Origin of the sequence: Escherichia sp. WS1368 (assembly GCF_046487485.1) — a bacterium.
Taxonomy (GTDB): Bacteria; Pseudomonadota; Gammaproteobacteria; order Enterobacterales; family Enterobacteriaceae; genus Escherichia; species Escherichia coli.
The window spans coordinates 89,026-107,983 of the sequence record NZ_JBJQJI010000003.1; the positions used below are offsets into that span (position 1 = coordinate 89,026).

19 protein-coding genes and 1 other RNA gene are annotated in these 18,958 nt (G+C 51.0%); 8 read left to right on the forward strand and 12 right to left on the reverse strand.

All coding sequences use genetic code 11. The features are described 5' to 3' along the window. Positions 1-18: 18 nt before the first annotated feature. Entirely contained in the window at positions 19-597 is a 579-nt protein-coding gene (gene ygfB / locus ACJHYD_RS09160) for a UPF0149 family protein YgfB (protein WP_001295378.1), read from the reverse strand. Positions 598-764: 167 nt separating this feature from the next. On the opposite strand from ygfB, the gene zapA reads away from it, so the two are divergent. The 3 genes from zapA (at position 765) to ACJHYD_RS09175 (ending at position 1,942) form a co-directional block, all read left to right on the forward strand. Next, a complete protein-coding gene (gene zapA / locus ACJHYD_RS09165; RefSeq protein WP_001276008.1) occupies positions 765-1,094 on the forward strand; it encodes a cell division protein ZapA in 330 nt (109 codons plus the stop codon). Between the two features lie 41 nt (positions 1,095-1,135). Further along, positions 1,136-1,319, forward strand: a non-coding RNA gene (ssrS, locus tag ACJHYD_RS09170) — 6S RNA. 20 nt (positions 1,320-1,339) lie between these two features. Then, a complete protein-coding gene (locus tag ACJHYD_RS09175; protein ID WP_001298273.1) occupies positions 1,340-1,942 on the forward strand; it encodes a 5-formyltetrahydrofolate cyclo-ligase in 603 nt (200 codons plus the stop codon). Positions 1,943-2,042: 100 nt separating this feature from the next. Here the strand turns inward: ACJHYD_RS09175 and ACJHYD_RS09180 are convergent, their stop codons facing one another. The 4 genes from ACJHYD_RS09180 to ACJHYD_RS09195 all read right to left on the reverse strand — a co-directional run bounded on the left by ACJHYD_RS09180 (position 2,043) and on the right by ACJHYD_RS09195 (position 4,765). Further along, complete coding sequence (locus tag ACJHYD_RS09180; protein ID WP_100635201.1) at positions 2,043-2,102, reverse strand: type I toxin-antitoxin system Ibs family toxin; 60 nt, start codon at positions 2,100-2,102, stop codon at positions 2,043-2,045. Positions 2,103-2,331: 229 nt separating this feature from the next. Then, positions 2,332-3,564 (reverse strand): phosphoglycerate dehydrogenase, encoded by a 1,233-nt coding sequence (gene serA, locus ACJHYD_RS09185; protein WP_001151604.1) that lies wholly within the window; start codon positions 3,562-3,564, stop codon positions 2,332-2,334. Positions 3,565-3,819: 255 nt separating this feature from the next. Further along, a complete protein-coding gene (gene rpiA, locus ACJHYD_RS09190) occupies positions 3,820-4,479 on the reverse strand; it encodes a ribose-5-phosphate isomerase RpiA (RefSeq protein ID WP_000189743.1) in 660 nt (219 codons plus the stop codon). Positions 4,480-4,534: 55 nt separating this feature from the next. Next, positions 4,535-4,765, reverse strand: coding sequence for a hypothetical protein (locus ACJHYD_RS09195; protein ID WP_001328908.1), 231 nt, complete (start codon positions 4,763-4,765; stop codon positions 4,535-4,537). Between the two features lie 141 nt (positions 4,766-4,906). On the opposite strand from ACJHYD_RS09195, the gene argP reads away from it, so the two are divergent. The 5 genes from argP (at position 4,907) to scpC (ending at position 11,434) form a co-directional block, all read left to right on the forward strand. Then, a complete protein-coding gene (argP, locus tag ACJHYD_RS09200) occupies positions 4,907-5,800 on the forward strand; it encodes a DNA-binding transcriptional regulator ArgP (protein ID WP_000828351.1) in 894 nt (297 codons plus the stop codon). A 203-nt stretch (positions 5,801-6,003) separates the two neighbouring features. Next, positions 6,004-8,148, forward strand: coding sequence for a methylmalonyl-CoA mutase (scpA, locus tag ACJHYD_RS09205; RefSeq protein ID WP_001598602.1), 2,145 nt, complete (start codon positions 6,004-6,006; stop codon positions 8,146-8,148). Beyond that, entirely contained in the window at positions 8,141-9,136 is a 996-nt protein-coding gene (gene meaB / locus ACJHYD_RS09210; protein WP_001598603.1) for a methylmalonyl Co-A mutase-associated GTPase MeaB, read from the forward strand. Before scpA ends, meaB begins: the two co-directional genes overlap by 8 nt. Before the next feature lie 10 nt (positions 9,137-9,146). Next, positions 9,147-9,932, forward strand: a complete 786-nt coding sequence (gene scpB, locus ACJHYD_RS09215; protein ID WP_000122080.1) for a methylmalonyl-CoA decarboxylase — start codon at positions 9,147-9,149, stop codon at positions 9,930-9,932. Positions 9,933-9,955: 23 nt separating this feature from the next. After that, positions 9,956-11,434, forward strand: a complete 1,479-nt coding sequence (scpC, locus tag ACJHYD_RS09220; RefSeq protein ID WP_000449950.1) for a propionyl-CoA:succinate CoA transferase — start codon at positions 9,956-9,958, stop codon at positions 11,432-11,434. Here scpC and srsR read toward each other — a convergent pair. The 7 genes from srsR to epd form a co-directional block, all read right to left on the reverse strand. Continuing rightward, complete coding sequence (gene srsR / locus ACJHYD_RS09225) at positions 11,431-12,327, reverse strand: LysR family transcriptional regulator SrsR (protein ID WP_000350807.1); 897 nt, start codon at positions 12,325-12,327, stop codon at positions 11,431-11,433. The two genes, scpC and srsR, sit on opposite strands and share 4 nt — an antisense overlap. Positions 12,328-12,494: 167 nt before the next feature. Continuing rightward, positions 12,495-13,235, reverse strand: coding sequence for an oxidative stress defense protein (locus ACJHYD_RS09230; protein ID WP_000669834.1), 741 nt, complete (start codon positions 13,233-13,235; stop codon positions 12,495-12,497). A 92-nt stretch (positions 13,236-13,327) separates the two neighbouring features. Continuing rightward, the gene (argO, locus tag ACJHYD_RS09235; protein ID WP_000493346.1) at positions 13,328-13,963 is read right to left on the reverse strand and encodes an arginine exporter ArgO; all 636 of its coding nucleotides are present in this window, start codon (positions 13,961-13,963) and stop codon (positions 13,328-13,330) included. A gap of 138 nt (positions 13,964-14,101) precedes the next feature. After that, positions 14,102-14,962, reverse strand: coding sequence for a small-conductance mechanosensitive channel MscS (gene mscS, locus ACJHYD_RS09240; protein WP_000389818.1), 861 nt, complete (start codon positions 14,960-14,962; stop codon positions 14,102-14,104). 190 nt (positions 14,963-15,152) lie between these two features. Further along, entirely contained in the window at positions 15,153-16,232 is a 1,080-nt protein-coding gene (gene fbaA / locus ACJHYD_RS09245; protein ID WP_000034372.1) for a class II fructose-bisphosphate aldolase, read from the reverse strand. A gap of 214 nt (positions 16,233-16,446) precedes the next feature. Beyond that, complete coding sequence (pgk, locus tag ACJHYD_RS09250; RefSeq protein WP_000111269.1) at positions 16,447-17,610, reverse strand: phosphoglycerate kinase; 1,164 nt, start codon at positions 17,608-17,610, stop codon at positions 16,447-16,449. Between the two features lie 49 nt (positions 17,611-17,659). Continuing rightward, positions 17,660-18,679 carry an erythrose-4-phosphate dehydrogenase gene (gene epd, locus ACJHYD_RS09255; RefSeq protein ID WP_000218480.1) on the reverse strand — a complete coding sequence of 340 codons (1,020 nt, stop codon included), beginning with the start codon at positions 18,677-18,679 and terminating at the stop codon, positions 17,660-17,662. Positions 18,680-18,958: the final 279 nt, after the last annotated feature.

Sequence of the window (18,958 nt, forward strand, 5' to 3'; positions counted from 1 at the left end):
TCCTTACGTTTTTTGTTTTTAGTGTAGAGTCGGTTTTTGTACTTCTGGCGCGGTCGGTTGCGGATGAGTAAAGGTGTCGTGGCATAACAGCGCGGCAACACGAACGTATTCGATGATCTCTTCAAGCGACATTTCAAGCTCTTCCTGATCTTCGTCTTCGTCGTAGCCCAGCTGCGCGATGTTACGCAGATCGTCGATGGCTTCACCGGTTTCTCCGGTCACTTTGTCCAGCTTCGGTTGCGTAACGCCAAGACCAAGCAGGAAGTGATTGACCCAACCTGCCAGTGCATCAGCCCGATCAAAAACGCTGACATCATCGCCATCAGGCAGATAAAGCTGAAAAAGGAAGCCGTCATCCTGCAGGGCATCGCTGGTGGCAGAGTGCATTTTACGCAGTGCCTGTGCCAGCTCATGACCGAAAGCCATGCCTTCGTTCGTCAGGTCGTGAAGTAGCGGCAGCCATGAGCTGTCATCGTTACCGCCACATATCATCCCGCTGATTAAACCATGCATCTCAGCAGGGGTCAGACCCGTCCCTTGTTGGTTCAGATACTGGTTCATTTCGTTGTAACCAGGCATTTCGTTCTGTATAGACATAAGCATTCGTCGTCAAAGGGAGGAATATTCATGATATGCTACCACTTTGGGCCCTGGTGGACCAGAAAAGGGCTTGTCTCTTCTCATCAGGGTAGCTATAGTGTCGCCCCTTCGCAGACCATGGGTCTAAAGACGAAGGCAGCGCAGTCAATCAGCAGGAAGGTGGCATGTCTGCACAACCCGTCGATATCCAAATTTTTGGCCGTTCACTGCGTGTGAACTGCCCGCCTGACCAAAGGGATGCGTTGAATCAGGCAGCGGACGATCTGAACCAACGGTTGCAAGATCTGAAAGAACGCACTAGAGTCACAAATACTGAACAGTTGGTCTTCATTGCCGCATTGAATATCAGCTATGAGTTAGCGCAAGAAAAAGCGAAGACTCGTGACTACGCGGCAAGTATGGAACAGCGTATTCGGATGCTGCAGCAGACCATAGAACAAGCGTTACTTGAACAAGGTCGCATCACCGAAAAAACTAACCAAAACTTTGAATGACACTTTTCGGTTTACTGTGGTAGAGTAACCGTGAAGACAAAATTTCTCTGAGATGTTCGCAAGCGGGCCAGTCCCCTGAGCCGATATTTCATACCACAAGAATGTGGCGCTCCGCGGTTGGTGAGCATGCTCGGTCCGTCCGAGAAGCCTTAAAACTGCGACGACACATTCACCTTGAACCAAGGGTTCAAGGGTTACAGCCTGCGGCGGCATCTCGGAGATTCCCTTCTTATCTGGCACCAGCCATGACGCAACTACCAGAACTCCCACTGACATTATCCCGACAAGAAATCCGCAAAATGATTCGGCAACGTCGTCGTGCGTTAACGCCGGAACAACAGCAGGAAATGGGTCAACAAGCTGCTACCCGGATGATGACTTATCCCCCAGTGGTGATGGCGCATACGGTCGCTGTATTCCTCTCTTTTGATGGCGAACTCGACACCCAGCCACTTATAGAACAACTCTGGCGCGCCGGTAAGCGCGTATATCTTCCAGTTTTGCATCCCTTTAGTGCCGGTAATTTGCTGTTCCTGAATTACCATCCGCAAAGCGAACTGGTGATGAACAGGTTGAAGATCCATGAGCCAAAACTGGATGTGCGTGACGTGCTCCCCCTTTCCCGATTAGACGTGTTGATCACACCGCTGGTCGCCTTTGATGAGTACGGCCAGCGCCTGGGAATGGGCGGTGGTTTTTATGATCGGACCTTACAAAACTGGCAGCACTATAAAATGCAACCGGTGGGTTATGCGCATGATTGTCAGTTGGTGGAAAAACTCCCCGTTGAAGAGTGGGATATCCCTCTTCCTGCGGTGGTTACACCGTCGAAAGTCTGGGAGTGGTGAGGGCGACACACCTGCATCGCCCTGATTGACATCGTTGATTCTTTAACCTAATTTAGTGAGTAAGGGTAAGGGAGGATTACTCCTCCCCTGTGACTGACTGTTAATAAGCTGGCAAACTTATGAGTAACAGTACAATCAGTATGATGACAAGTCGCATCATAACCCTTCTCCTTTAAGCCCTCGCTTCGGTGAGGGCTTTACCGTTACAGCCCCATGCTGTCCTGCCATCGTAAATCCCCATTAAATAAACACAACGCATTGATCTGACTTTGATTTATTTTCTGGAGCAGACTCGCAAAGTAGAATGCGCAACGCGGCAACGGTGTGGAGAAGGGATAAAAAAAACGGGCAAGTCAGTGACCTGCCCGTTGATTTTCAGAGAAGGGGAATTAGTACAGCAGGCGGGCGCGAATGGTACCCGGAATAGCTTTCATTGCCTGCAGCGCTTTTTCGGCAACGTCTTCGTCGGCTTCAATATCAATAACTACATAACCCATCTGGGCGGAAGTTTGCAGATATTGCGCGGCGATGTTGACGCCCTGCTCGGCGAAGATTTTGTTCAGCGCAGTTAGCACGCCCGGACGGTTTTCGTGGATGTGCATCAGACGACGCCCACCGTGCAGTGGCAGCGAGACTTCCGGGAAGTTCACCGCAGAGAGCGTTGAGCCATTGTCAGAATACTTGATCAATTTACCCGCAACTTCCAGGCCGATATTCTCCTGCGCTTCCTGAGTCGAACCGCCAATGTGTGGCGTCAGAAGGACATTGTCAAATTCACACAGCGGAGAGGTAAATGGATCGCTGTTGGTCGCCGGTTCCGTCGGGAATACGTCGATTGCCGCCCCCGCCAGATGTTTGCTCGCCAGCGCGTCACACAGCGCCGGAATATCCACCACAGTACCGCGCGAAGCATTAATCAGCAGCGAGCCGGGCTTCATTAGTGAAATCTCTTTCGCACCCATCATATTTTTGGTGGACGGATTCTCTGGCACATGTAGACTCACCACATCGCTCATATTCAGCAGGTCAGAAAGATGCTGTACCTGAGTGGCGTTGCCCAGCGGCAGTTTGTTTTCAATATCATAAAAGTAAACATACATTCCCAGCGATTCAGCCAGAATGCCCAATTGCGTACCAATATGACCGTAGCCGATGATACCCAGCTTTTTGCCGCGCGCTTCAAAAGAACCCGCCGCCAGTTTGTTCCACACGCCACGGTGCGCTTTAGCATTGGCTTCCGGCACGCCGCGCAATAGCAGCAGCAGTTCGCCAATCACCAGCTCCGCAACAGAGCGCGTATTTGAGAACGGTGCGTTAAATACCGGGATACCGCGTTTTGCCGCCGCATCCAGATCAACCTGGTTTGTTCCGATACAGAAACAGCCAATAGCGACCAGTTTTTCTGCGGCGTTGATCACGTCTTCAGTCAGATGGGTACGGGATCGCAGGCCGATGAAGTGGGCATCGCGGATGGATTCTTTTAATTGTTCATCATCCAGCGCGCCTTTGTGAAATTCGATGTTGGTGTAACCCGCTGCACGAAGGCTTTCCAGCGCCTTTTGGTGCACGCCTTCTACCAGCAGAAACTTAATCTTGTCTTTCTCCAGCGATACCTTTGCCATTTACCCAATCCTGTCTTTTGAAATGTTGTGTGCGGATTTGCATCCGCCTTTCAACATATCAAAAAATAATATTGCGGCAATATGAACGTTTGCGTCGCGATGTTGAGGAAATATCACGCAAAGGTATTTCTTGGATGAATATGCTGGTTTAGAGGGTTTATTTAGAGCAATCGACAATATCCAGGTAAAAACGTGACACATGTCACCAAATTTAATGAAGAGAATTTTTTTAACGGGGGAGGTTCCCCCGTCAGATCATTTCACAATGGTTTTGACACCGTCAGGTGTACCAATCAGCGCAACGTCCGCGCCACGGTTAGCAAACAAGCCAACAGTCACCACGCCAGGAATCGCATTTATGGCGTTTTCCATCGCTATCGGGTCAAGGATTTCCATGCCGTGGACGTCGAGGATCACGTTGCCATTATCGGTCACCACGCCCTGACGGTATTCCGGACGACCGCCCAGTTTCACCAGCTGGCGCGCCACTGCACTACGTGCCATCGGGATAACTTCTACTGGCAGCGGGAATTTGCCCAGAATATCAACCTGCTTGGAGGCGTCGGCAATACAAATAAATTTTTCCGCAACCGAAGCAATGATTTTTTCACGGGTCAGCGCCGCGCCGCCGCCTTTGATCATTTGCATGTGGCCGTTGATTTCATCTGCGCCATCAACGTAGATGCCAAGGCTGTCGACTTCGTTGAGATCAAAAACGTGAATGCCGAGGCTTTTCAGTTTTTCAGTGGAAGCATCTGAACTGGAAACGGCCCCTTCAATCTGGCCTTTCATTGTACCGAGCGCGTCAATAAAGTGTGCGGCGGTGGAACCTGTACCTACACCAACAATGGTGCCGGGCTGAACATACTGAAGTGCCGCCCATCCTACTGCTTTTTTCAATTCATCCTGCGTCATGATCGTTTCGCCTGTGGTATGAAATTTCACACGCATTATATACAAAAAAAGCGATTCAGACCCCGTTGGCAAGCCGCGTGGTTAACTCATCCATAAAATATCGCGCAATGGCAGGCATCCCCTTTCGCCCCGCAAATAAGGCATACAACAATCTGGGTATGCCGCTCCACGGTGCAAACAGGCGCACCAGTTCACCGTTCGCAAGCCCCTGTTTACAGGCAAATTGGGGCAATAACGCCACGCCATTCAACACAACCAGGGCGCGAACTCGCTGAGCGAAATGCATTAGCGCAAATCCCTGATCTTTTAAGCTGCGCGTTTAACCACGAATACAAATGTTACCCGCCGACGGCTTCGGTATATGCAACCTGACACAAAATTGTGTCATAGTGCAGGAAAAAGCATTTACCAGGAGCAGACAACAGCAATGAAACGCCCGGACTACAGAACATTACAGGCACTGGATGCGGTGATACGTGAACGAGGATTTGAGCGCGCGGCACAAAAGCTGTGCATTACACAATCAGCCGTCTCACAGCGCATTAAGCAACTGGAAAATATGTTCGGGCAGCCGCTGTTGGTGCGTACCGTACCGCCGCGCCCGACAGAACAAGGGCAAAAACTGCTGGCACTGCTACGCCAGGTGGAGTTGCTGGAAGAAGAGTGGCTGGGCGATGAACAAACCGGTTCGACTCCGCTGCTGCTTTCACTGGCGGTCAACGCCGACAGTCTGGCGACGTGGTTGCTTCCGGCGCTGGCTCCTGTGTTGGCTGATTCGCCTATCCGCCTCAACTTGCAGGTAGAAGATGAAACCCGCACTCAGGAACGTCTGCGCCGCGGCGAAGTGGTCGGCGCGGTGAGTATTCAACATCAGGCGCTGCCGAGTTGTCTTGTCGATAAGCTCGGTGCGCTTGACTATCTGTTCGTCAGCTCAAAACCGTTTGCCGAAAAATATTTCCCTAACGGCGTAACGCGTTCGGCATTATTGAAAGCACCTGTGGTCGCCTTTGACCATCTTGACGATATGCACCAGGCCTTTTTGCAGCAAAACTTCGATCTGCCCCCAGGCAGCGTACCCTGCCATATCGTTAATTCTTCAGAAGCGTTCGTGCAACTTGCTCGCCAGGGCACCACCTGCTGTATGATCCCGCACCTGCAAATCGAGAAAGAGCTGGCCAGCGGTGAACTGATTGACTTAACGCCTGGGCTATTTCAACGACGGATGCTCTACTGGCACCGCTTTGCTCCTGAAAGCCGCATGATGCGTAAAGTCACTGATGCGTTACTCGATTATGGTCACAAAGTCCTTCGTCAGGATTAATCCATCAAATAATGCCTGGTAGCACATATCAGGCGTTATCCGCACGTCTTTTTGCATTCCTTGAATCACATCACAAAATAGACAAATCTCAGGCGGCAAAAAACGACGTCTGAATGCATTTTTTTTGCTGGCGACAAACCCACGTAAAAAGCTCACCGTAGGCGCAAATACCCTCATTTTGATTGCGTTTTACGGAGCAAATAATGTCTAACGTGCAGGAGTGGCAACAGCTTGCCAACAAGGAATTGAGCCGTCGGGAGAAAACTGTCGACTCGCTGGTTCAGCAAACCGCGGAAGGGATCGCCATCAAGCCGCTGTATACCGAAGCCGATCTCGATAATCTGGAGGTGACAGGTACCCTTCCTGGTTTGCCCCCCTACGTTCGTGGCCCGCGTGCCACTATGTATACCGCCCAACCGTGGACCATCCGTCAGTATGCTGGTTTTTCAACAGCAAAAGAGTCCAACGCTTTTTATCGCCGTAACCTGGCCGCCGGGCAAAAAGGTCTTTCCGTTGCGTTTGACCTTGCCACCCACCGAGGCTACGACTCCGATAACCCGCGCGTGGCGGGCGACGTCGGCAAAGCGGGCGTTGCTATCGACACCGTGGAAGATATGAAAGTCCTGTTCGACCAGATCCCGCTGGATAAAATGTCGGTTTCGATGACCATGAATGGCGCAGTACTACCAGTACTGGCGTTTTATATCGTCGCCGCAGAAGAGCAAGGTGTTACACCCGATAAACTGACCGGCACCATTCAGAACGATATCCTCAAAGAGTATCTTTGCCGCAACACCTATATTTACCCGCCAAAACCGTCAATGCGTATTATCGCAGACATCATCGCCTGGTGTTCCGGCAACATGCCGCGATTTAATACCATCAGTATCAGCGGTTACCATATGGGTGAAGCGGGTGCCAACTGCGTGCAGCAGGTAGCATTTACGCTCGCTGATGGGATTGAGTACATCAAAGCAGCAATCTCCGCCGGGCTGAAAATTGATGACTTCGCTCCTCGCCTGTCGTTCTTCTTCGGCATTGGCATGGATCTGTTTATGAACGTCGCCATGTTGCGTGCGGCACGTTATTTATGGAGCGAAGCGGTCAGTGGATTTGGCGCACAGGATCCGAAATCACTGGCGCTGCGTACCCACTGCCAGACCTCAGGCTGGAGCCTGACTGAACAGGATCCGTATAACAACGTTATCCGCACCACCATTGAAGCACTGGCTGCAACGCTGGGCGGCACTCAGTCACTGCATACCAACGCCTTTGACGAAGCGCTTGGTTTGCCTACCGATTTCTCAGCACGCATTGCCCGCAACACCCAGATCATCATTCAGGAAGAATCAGAACTCTGCCGCACCGTCGATCCACTGGCCGGATCCTATTACGTTGAATCGCTGACCGATCAAATCGTCAAACAAGCCAGAGCCATTATCCAACAGATCGACGAAGCCGGCGGCATGGCGAAAGCGATCGAAGCAGGTCTGCCAAAACGAATGATCGAAGAGGCTTCCGCGCGCGAACAGTCGTTGATCGACCAGGGCAAGCGTGTCATCGTTGGTGTCAACAAGTACAAACTGGATCACGAAGACGAAACCGACGTCCTTGAGATCGACAACGTGATGGTGCGTAACGAGCAAATTGCTTCGCTGGAACGCATTCGCGCCACCCGTGATGATGCCGCCGTAACCGCCGCGTTGAACGCCCTGACTCACGCCGCACAGCATAACGAAAACCTGCTGGCTGCCGCTGTTAATGCCGCTCGCGTTCGCGCCACCCTGGGTGAAATTTCCGATGCGCTGGAAGCCGCTTTCGACCGTTATCTGGTGCCAAGCCAGTGTGTTACCGGCGTGATTGCGCAAAGCTATCATCAGTCTGAGAAATCGGCCTCCGAGTTCGATGCCATTGTTGCGCAAACGGAGCTGTTCCTTGCCGACAATGGTCGTCGCCCGCGCATTCTGATCGCTAAAATGGGTCAGGATGGGCACGATCGCGGCGCAAAAGTGATCGCCAGCGCCTATTCCGACCTCGGTTTCGACGTAGATTTAAGCCCGATGTTCTCTACACCTGAAGAGATCGCCCGCCTGGCAGTAGAAAATGACGTTCACGTAGTGGGCGCATCCTCACTGGCTGCCGGTCATAAAACGCTGATCCCGGAACTGGTCGAAGCGCTGAAAAAATGGGGACGCAAAGATATCTGCGTGGTCGCGGGTGGCGTCATTCCGCCGCAGGATTACGCCTTCCTGCAAGAGCGCGGCGTGGCGGCGATTTATGGTCCAGGTACACCTATGCTCGACAGCGTGCGCGACGTACTGAATCTGATAAGCCAGCATCATGATTAATGAAGCCACGCTGGCAGAAAGTATTCGCCGCTTACGTCAGGGTGAGCGTGCCACGCTCGCCCAGGCCATGACGTTGGTGGAAAGCCGTCACCCGCGTCATCAGGCGCTAAGTACTCAGCTGCTTGACGCCATTATGCCGTTCTGTGGTAACGCCCTGCGACTGGGCGTTACCGGCACACCCGGCGCGGGGAAAAGTACCTTTCTTGAAGCCTTTGGCATGTTGTTGATTCGTGAGGGATTAAAGGTTGCGGTTATTGCGGTCGATCCCAGCAGCCCGGTCACTGGCGGTAGCATTCTCGGGGATAAAACCCGCATGAATGACCTTGCGCGTGCCGAGGCGGCGTTTATTCGCCCGGTACCCTCCTCCGGTCATCTGGGCGGTGCCAGTCAGCGAGCGCGGGAATTAATGCTTTTATGCGAAGCGGCGGGTTATGACGTAGTGATTGTCGAAACGGTTGGCGTCGGGCAGTCAGAAACGGAAGTCGCCCGCATGGTGGACTGTTTTATCTCGTTGCAAATTGCCGGTGGTGGCGATGATCTGCAGGGCATTAAAAAGGGGCTGATGGAAGTGGCAGATCTGATCGTTATCAACAAAGACGATGGCGATAACCATACCAATGTCGCCATTGCCCGGCATATGTACGAGAGTGCCCTGCATATTCTGCGACGTAAATACGACGAATGGCAGCCACGGGTTCTGACTTGTAGCGCACTGGAAAAACGTGGAATCAATGAGATCTGGCACGCCATCATCGACTTCAAAACCGCGCTAACTGCCAGTGGTCGTTTGCAACAAGTGCGGCAACAACAATCGGTGGAATGGCTGCGTAAACAAACCGAAGAAGAAGTACTGAATCACCTGTTCGCGAATGAAGATTTCGATCGCTATTACCGCCAGACGCTTTTAGCGGTCAAAAACAATACGCTCTCACCGCGCACCGGCCTGCGGCAGCTCAGTGAATTTATCCAGACGCAATATTTTGATTAAAGGAATTTTTATGTCTTATCAGTATGTGAACGTTGTCACTATCAACAAAGTGGCGGTCATTGAGTTTAACTATGGCCGAAAACTTAATGCCTTAAGTAAAGTCTTTATTGATGATCTTATGCAGGCGTTAAGCGATCTCAACCGGCCGGAAATTCGCTGTATCATTTTGCGCGCGCCGAGTGGATCCAAAGTCTTCTCCGCAGGTCACGATATTCACGAACTGCCGTCTGGCGGTCGCGATCCGCTCTCCTATGATGATCCGTTGCGTCAAATCACCCGCATGATCCAAAAATTCCCGAAACCGATCATTTCGATGGTGGAAGGTAGTGTTTGGGGTGGCGCATTTGAAATGATCATGAGTTCCGATCTGATTATCGCCGCCAGTACCTCAACCTTCTCAATGACACCTGTAAACCTCGGTGTCCCGTATAACCTGGTCGGCATTCACAACCTGACCCGCGACGCGGGCTTCCACATTGTCAAAGAGCTGATTTTTACCGCTTCGCCAATCACCGCCCAGCGCGCGCTGGCTGTCGGCATCCTCAACCATGTTGTGGAAGTGGAAGAACTGGAAGATTTCACCTTACAAATGGCGCACCACATCTCTGAGAAAGCGCCGTTAGCCATTGCCGTTATCAAAGAAGAGCTGCGTGTACTGGGCGAAGCACACACCATGAACTCCGATGAATTTGAACGTATTCAGGGGATGCGCCGCGCGGTTTATGACAGCGAAGATTACCAGGAAGGGATGAACGCTTTCCTCGAAAAACGTAAACCTAATTTCGTTGGTCATTAATCCCTACGAACGAAGGAGTAAAAATGGAAACTCAGTGGACAAGGATGACCGCCGATGAAGCGGCAGAAATTATCCAGCATAACGACATGGTGGCATTTAGCGGCTTTACCCCGGCGGGTTCGCCGAAAGCCCTTCCCACCGCGATTGCCCGCAGAGCTAACGAACAGCATGAGGCCAAAAAGCCGTATCAAATCCGCCTGCTAACGGGGGCGTCAATCAGCGCCGCCGCTGACGATGTACTTTCTGACGCCGATGCTGTTTCCTGGCGTGCGCCATATCAAACATCGTCTGGTTTACGTAAAAAGATCAATCAGGGCGCTGTGAGTTTCGTTGACCTGCATTTGAGCGAAGTGGCGCAAATGGTCAATTACGGTTTCTTCGGCGAAATTGATGTTGCCGTCATTGAAGCATCGGCACTGGCACCGGATGGTCGAGTCTGGTTAACCAGCGGGATCGGTAATGCGCCGACCTGGCTGCTGCGAGCGAAGAAAGTAATCATTGAACTTAATCACTATCACGATCCGCGCGTTGCAGAACTGGCAGATATTGTGATTCCTGGCGCGCCACCGCGGCGCAATAGCGTGTCGATCTTCCATGCAATGGATCGCGTCGGTACCCGCTATGTGCAAATCGATCCGAAAAAGATTGTCGCCGTCGTAGAAACCAACTTGCCTGACGCCGGTAATATGCTGGATAAGCAAAATCCCATGTGCCAGCAGATTGCCGATAACGTGGTCACGTTCTTGTTGCAGGAAATGGCGCATGGGCGTATTCCGCCGGAATTTCTGCCGCTGCAAAGTGGCGTGGGCAATATCAATAATGCAGTCATGGCGCGACTAGGGGAAAACCCGGAAATTCCTCCGTTCATGATGTATTCGGAAGTGCTACAGGAATCGGTGGTGCATTTACTGGAAACGGGCAAAATCAGCGGGGCCAGCGCCTCCAGCCTGACTATCTCGGCCGATTCCCTGCGCAAGATTTACGACAATATGGATTACTTTGCCAGCCGCATTGTGTTGCGTCCGCAGGAGATTTCCAATAACCCGGAAATCATCCGTCGTCTGGGCGTCATCGCTCTGAACGTCGGCCTGGAGTTTGATATTTACGGGCATGCCAACTCAACGCACGTAGCCGGGGTCGATCTGATGAACGGCATCGGTGGCAGCGGTGATTTTGAACGCAACGCGTATCTGTCGATCTTTATGGCCCCGTCGATTGCTAAAGAAGGCAAGATCTCAACCGTCGTGCCAATGTGCAGCCATGTTGATCACAGCGAACACAGCGTCAAAGTGATCATCACCGAACAAGGGATCGCCGATCTGCGTGGTCTTTCCCCGCTTCAACGCGCCCGCACCATCATTGATAATTGTGCACATCCTATGTATCGGGATTATCTGCATCGCTATCTGGAAAATGCGCCCGGCGGACATATTCACCACGATCTTAGCCACGTCTTCGATTTACACCGTAATTTAATTGCAACCGGCTCGATGCTGGGTTAATGACTCGTCCCGTCACGATCTTCAGCAATATGCTGAAGCATCGTGGCGGTATAACGATGATTTCTGATTGAATAAAGATATTCCTGCATATACATCGGCCTGTGCGGCGCATCAAAATATTTCAGCGTTGCCGGATTCACCAGTCGCCAGGCAAAATGCGGGATCACCGTCAGAAAATGTCCGCGCTCCACGGCGCTGATTTTGGCCATAAAACTGTAGGGACGATAAATAATGGTTGGATTGATCCCACAAGGTCGCATATTCGCATCAATCATTGCTTCGAAGTTGGCCCGGTTCTGAAAGCGCATTTGCAGCCAGGGTAGCTCCTGAAGCAGCTCTTGCTCTTGTCGCTCTTCATAACGGCGAGAAACGAGAAAGCCCAATCGCAGCGGTGGTAGTTCACTGATAGTCAGGTTTTCCAGTTCCTGAACTCGTGCAGATACATGCTGTGGGGAGATAATAAAATCTAACTGACGGTCAAAAAGATTATCGATAACGCCGTTTTCGCTGAACTCAACTGGCTGGGCGGTCACGCCTTCATACTTATCTCCGAGACTAATCAACTGATCGAAAATAATTGTCGGATAAGTATTATCTATGCCAATCACAATTTCTCGTGAACGACGCCCTGAGTTATGGATTTCATTATCAATCGCAGAAAGCCGTTGATAAACCGGGAACAGTTTTTGATACAGTTCCTGTCCGGCTTTATTGAGGCTGATATTATTATCTTTGCGGGTAAATAGCGTATAGCCAATTTGTTCTTCCAGCGCGGCAATGCTTTTACCAAATGGCGAAGCCGTCATATGGATTTTTTCTGCCGCCCGGGCAATATTATTGGTTTGCGCTAATAAAATGAAATTGCGCATCTTTTTCGAAATAAAAATGTCCATCCCCGCTCCCCCGCATCCTTGTCCGCTTAACCGTTTCAGTCAGCCTATCCTTGATGAAACCGCGAGCAAAGATAGGTGATTACGTCATGGTTTTACAGAAAATTACAGAAAAAGGAGGCAATATCGGGTAAAGGCATTAGCCCGACGAATACGTCGGGCTATAAATATTATTGTGCTGCAGGTGTTTTAGCGGGTTGTTGATCCACAGGTTCTAACTGGAAGACCACATCGACCTGATCATCAAACTGAATAGCGGCCTGCTCGTAAGTTTCCTGGGCGGACACCGGCGCGGCATCGGCTTTCATCATCCGCACCATTGGGCTGGGCTGATAGTTGGAAACATGGTAGCGCACGCTATATACCGGCCCCAGTTTACGATGAAAGCCGTTCGCCAGTTCCTGCGCCTGATGAATCGCGTTATCAATCGCTGCCTTACGCGCTTTGTCTTTATAGGCATCCGGCTGCGCCACGCCCAGCGACACAGAACGAATTTCGTTAAGACCCGCCTTCAGCGCGCCATCCAGCAAGGAATTCAGTTTGTCTAACTGACGGAGCGTGACTTCCACCGTTCTCACAGCACGGTAGCCTTTCAGGATACTTTTACCATCCTGATAATCATAATCTGGCTGGGTGCGTAAGTTCGCTGAGCTGATATCTTTTTTCGCGATCTGATTGAGTTCAAGGAAGGAAATGTATTGTGCGACGCGCTCATCCGCCTGTTTCTTGGCAGTAGCGGCATCCTTCGCGGCCACGTTGACTTCAATCGCAAGAGTGGCAATGTCTGGCACCGCATCCACGCTTGCCGTACCGGAGGTGACAATATGCGGTCCATCCGGCAATTCGTTAGCCTGCGCTGCCATCCCGCTAATACCCATTAATGCCGCCAGGGCGATAACTTTGAACTTCACGTTAGTCTCTCCGTGTTAATTGACTTGCCTAAAATTCAGGACCTCTGGAGGCAAGCTTAGCGCCTCTGTTTTATTTTTCCATCAGATAGCGCCTAACTGAACAAGGCTTGTGCATGAGCAATACCGTCTCTCGCCAGCTGCAAGGCAATAAACCACATAACACATCCCACAACCAGATTGATAATGCGTTGTGATTTTGCCGTGCGCAGGCGCGGTGCCAGCCAGGCTGCGAGAATAGCCAGACCAAAGAACCACAGGAAAGAGGCGCTAATTGTCCCGAGCGCAAACCAACGTTTTGGTTCCACATCAAGTTGCCCGCCAAGGCTGCCCAGTACAACAAAAGTATCCAGGTAAACATGCGGATTCAGCCAGGTCACTGCCAGCATGGTGGCGATAATTTTCCATCTGCCTTGCTTCAGGACTTCGGCACTGGCTAACTCAATATTACTGCTCATCGCTGTTTTAAAAGCGCCAAAACCATACCACAGCAAGAAGGCTACGCCGCCCCAGGTGACCAGCGCCAGCAACCACGGCGACTGCATCAATAACGCGCTGCCACCAAAAATCCCCGCGCAAATCAGGACCAAATCGCTGATAGCGCAAAGTAAGGCAATCATAATGTGGTACTGACGACGAATGCCCTGATTCATCACAAAAGCATTTTGTGGGCCGAGCGGCAGAATCATAGCTGCCCCAAGAGCAAGACCTTGAAAGTAATAAGAAAACACGTTGGATATTCCGAATTAAGTATCTGATGCAGAGACTATATCGCGGGATTGTTATTAGCGGAAATTGATAATATTAATTGGCAATCAGAAAAACTAATAAGAGAGAGGCCAGAGAGTATTATCTGGCCTCAGCGTTGATTACGCAGCTTTGTCTTCTTTCACCCGCTTAAAGTTCACATCCATTTGCGGGTACGGGAAGCTGATACCGGCGGCATCAAATTCACGTTTAATACGCTCCAGCACATCCCAGTACACGTTTTGCAGATCGCCGCTGTTGCTCCAGACGCGGACCACGAAATTAATCGACGATGCGCCAAGTTCATTCAGGCGCACAGTCATTTCGCGATCTTTCAAAATGCGATCTTCAGACTGGATAATATTGGTCAGGATCTGCTTAACCTGATCGATATCGGAATCATACGCCACGCCAATAATAAATTCGTTACGGCGAACTGGCTCGCGAGAGAAGTTAATAATATTTCCGGCAATAATTTTACCGTTCGGAATAACGATAATTTTACCGTCTGCAGTACGCATGGTGGTGGAGAAAATCTGCACACTCAGCACAGTACCGGCTACGCCGCCGAGGTCAACATATTCTCCGGCACGGAACGGGCGGAACATGACAAGTAACACGCCAGCGGCCAGGTTAGAAAGTGACCCCTGCAAAGCCAGACCAACAGCTAAGCCTGCGGCACCGAGTACAGCAATGACGGACGCGGTTTGTACACCCACGCGCCCCAGTGCAGCGATTAGCGTAAAGGCGATAATACCGTAACGGACTAATGCAGAGAGAAAATCAGCAACAGTGGCATCGATTTTACGGGAGATCATCAGGCGATTCACCGCGTTGGAAATCATCCGCGCGATAATCAAACCAACGATGATGATCGCGAGTGCCGCCACGATGTTTACTGCATAACTTAGCAGCAGCGCCTGGTTAGCCACCAGCCAGCTTCCCGCGCCGTTTATGCTATCGACAACATTCAAATCTTCCATTCAATATTCCTTTTCAACTGACTCAAAATGGAGAAATACACTCCGCCGCCTTATGACGGGCAGTCTGACAAGGGTAAACAATAAAGCATAATTTTGCCAAATAGATCACAGATTTCTCATCTGTATCACCTTGCTTTTGGCGAAAAAAAGACCCGCAGAGCGGGCCTTGAGATAAGCAGAAAAGAATGACTTACAGAACGTCGATCGCGTTCAGTTCCTGGAATGCTTTTTCCAGACGAGCGATCATCGAAGTCTGACCGGCACGCAGCCATACGCGCGGATCGTAGTATTTCTTGTTCGGCTGATCTTCGCCTTTCGGGTTACCCAGCTGACCCTGCAGGTAAGCTTCGTTCGCTTTATAGTAGTTCAGAACGCCTTCCCAGGTTGCCCATTGGGTATCGGTATCGATGTTCATTTTCACTACGCCGTAGCTTACGGAGTCTTTGATTTCCTGAGCAGTAGAACCGGAACCACCGTGGAATACGAAGTTCAGGCTGTTGTGCGGCAGGTTGTGTTTCTTAGAAACATATTCCTGAGAATCACGCAGGATGGTCGGAGTCAGAACCACGTTACCCGGCTTGTAAACACCGTGTACGTTACCGAAGGACGCTGCGATGGTGAAACGTGGGCTGATTTTGCTCAGCTCGGTGTATGCGTAATCAACGTCTTCCGGCTGGGTGTACAGTGCAGAAGCGTCCATGTGGCTGTTGTCCACGCCGTCTTCTTCACCACCGGTGCAACCCAGTTCGATTTCCAGAGTCATGCCGATTTTGGACATGCGCTCCAGGTATTTAGAGCAGATTTCGATGTTCTCTTGCAGAGATTCTTCAGACAGGTCGATCATGTGAGAAGAGAACAGCGGCTTACCGGTAGCAGCGAAGTGTTTCTCACCCGCGTCCAGCAGACCGTCGATCCACGGCAGCAGTTTCTTCGCGCAGTGGTCGGTGTGCAGGATAACCGGAACACCATAATGTTCAGCCATCTGGTGAACGTGATGCGCACCAGAGATCGCGCCCAGGATAGCAGCGCCCTGCGGAACATCAGATTTCACGCCTTTACCAGCGATAAAGGAAGCACCACCGTTGGAGAACTGAACGATAACCGGCGCTTTAACTTTAGCAGCGGTTTCCAGTACGGCGTTGATGGAGTCAGTACCGACGCAGTTTACTGCTGGCAGTGCGAAGTTGTTTTCTTTTGCTACCTGGAAAACTTTCTGTACGTCATCACCAGTGATTACGCCAGGTTTTACGAAATCAAAAATCTTAGACATGTCTCTTGTCCTGTATCGTCGGGCCTTATACTCGTCATACTTCAAGTTGCATGTGCTGCGTCTGCGTTCGCTCACCCCAGTCACTTACTTATGTAAGCTCCTGGGGATTCACTCTCTTGTCGCCTTCCTGCAACTCGAATTATTTAGAGTATGAAAAAGTGCGTGCTTTAAAAGCGCGCTGAAACAAGGGCAGGTTTCCCTGCCCTGTGATTTTTTACTTCTTAGCGCGCTCTTCGAGCATCGCTACTGCAGGCAGTACTTTACCTTCCACGAATTCGAGGAATGCGCCGCCGCCAGTGGAGATGTAGGAGATTTTGTCAGCAATGCCGAACAGGTCGATTGCTGCCAGAGTGTCGCCGCCGCCAGCGATGGAGAACGCTTCGCTGTCTGCGATAGCGTTAGCCACGATTTCAGTACCTTTGCGGAAGTTCGGGAATTCGAACACGCCAACCGGACCGTTCCACAGAATGGTTTTCGCATTCTTCAGGATTTCAGCCAGTTCCTGAGCGGAAGCATCACCGATATCCAGGATCTGCTCGTCAGCTTTCACATCGTTAACAGATTTCAGGGTAGCCGGTGCAGTTTCAGAGAACTCAGTTGCTACGCGAACATCAGACGGAACCGGGATGTTGCAGGTGGTCAGCAGACGTTTTGCTTCGTCAACCAGATCAGCTTCGTACAGGGATTTACCCACATCGTGGCCTTGTGCCGCGATAAAGGTGTTAGCGATACCACCACCAACAATCAGCTGGTCAGCGATTTTAGACAGGGAATCCAGAACGGTCAGTTTGGTAGAAACTTTAGAACCACCAACGATAGCCACCATCGGGCGAGCAGGTTCTTTCAGTGCTTTACCCAGCGCGTCCAGTTCAGCTGCCAGCAGCGGACCTGCGCACGCAACGTCAGCGAATTTACCGATACCGTGAGTAGAAGCCTGCGCGCGGTGAGCAGTACCGAATGCGTCCATTACGAACACGTCACACAGTGCAGCGTATTTTTTGGACAGGGTTTCGTCGTCTTTCTTCTCGCCTTTGTTGAAGCGAACGTTTTCCAGAACAACCAGTTCACCTTCAGCAACGTCAACGCCGTCGAGGTAATCTTTAACCAGACGAACCGGGTTAGACAGTTTGTCTTTCAGGTAGTTAACAACCGGCAGCAGAGAGAATTCTTCGTTGTACTCGCCTTCGGTAGGACGACCCAGGTGGGAAGTTACCATCACTTTTGCGCCTTGTTTCAGGGCAAGTTCGATGGTCGGCAGAGAAGCACGGATACGCGCGTCGCTGGTTACTTTCCCGTCTTTTACTGGTACGTTCAGATCCGCACGGATAAATACACGTTTCCCAGCAAGATCCAGATCGGTCATCTTAATTACAGACATGGTGAATCCTCTCGTTGATTCTAAAAGTTTTGCAGACGCTGCTTGCGTCTTACCTGAAAGCAACAGTAGCCATAGCTAACGTCGTGTCGAGCATTCGGTTAGCAAAGCCCCATTCGTTATCGCACCAGACCAACGTTTTGATCAGGTGTGCGCCACTGACCCGGGTTTGGGTGCCATCGACAATGGCACTGTGCGGATCGTGGTTAAAATCTACAGAGACCAACGGCAATTCCGTATAGTCAACTATACCATGAAATGCACCTTGTGCTGCTTTTTGCAGCAACAGGTTGACTTCATTGGCTTTTACAGGTTTCTTCACCGTCACGCTTAAATCGATTGCCGTCACATTTATGGTTGGCACACGTACCGCAATCGCTTCAAAGCGATCGTTAAATTGCGGAAAAAATCGTGTGATACCGGCGGCCAGTTTAGTATCGACCGGAATGATCGACTGGCTGGCTGCCCGGGTGCGACGCAGGTCAGGATGGTATGCATCAATAACCTGTTGATCGTGCATGGCGGAGTGAATTGTGGTCACAGTGCCGGACTCAATACCGTACGCATCATCTAACAATTTGATGACGGGAATTATGCAATTCGTGGTACAGGAAGCGTTAGAAACGATGCGGTGTTCCGCACGAAGTTGATCCTGATTGACGCCGTAAACAACGGTCGCGTCGAGATCGTTACTGCCAGGATGTGAAAAGAGCACTTTTTTGGCCCCGGCGGCAATATGCGCTTCGCCATGCTCGCGGGAGCCATATACGCCGGTGCAGTCGAGGACTACATCAACGCCAAGTTCACGCCAGGGGAGCGATTGCAGTGAACGTTCATGCAATACGCGGATGGCGTCATCACCAACAAAAAGTTGATCGCGTTCCTGTCGTACTTCCCATGCAAAACGGCCATGGCTGGTGTCATATTTCAACAAATGCGCCATGCCCGCAGCATCCGCCAGTTCGTTGATTGCCACCACGGTAATTTCCGCCCGGCGTCCGGATTCATACAAGGCACGAACCACATTACGCCCGATGCGACCGAAGCCATTTATCGCTACGCGTACGGTCATAGATCTCCTGCAAGGTTTTCCCTGAGCAAATTTGCCAGACAGAGTAATCCAGCAAATCGTCCGGGGAAACCTTACCTGTCGCAAACTGCGACTGATTGGTTAATTGTCGAACATTTAATCGACTGAAACGCTTCAGCTAGGATAAGCGAAACGTGGAATAAAAGGAATGATTGTCCAGTCAAAGAAGACATTTATCTGACTTACATCACACTTTTATCCCCTTTTGTAGGGGGCTTTATTCCAGGCTGGCGTAATAATACCCCTGCAATAACTGGAATA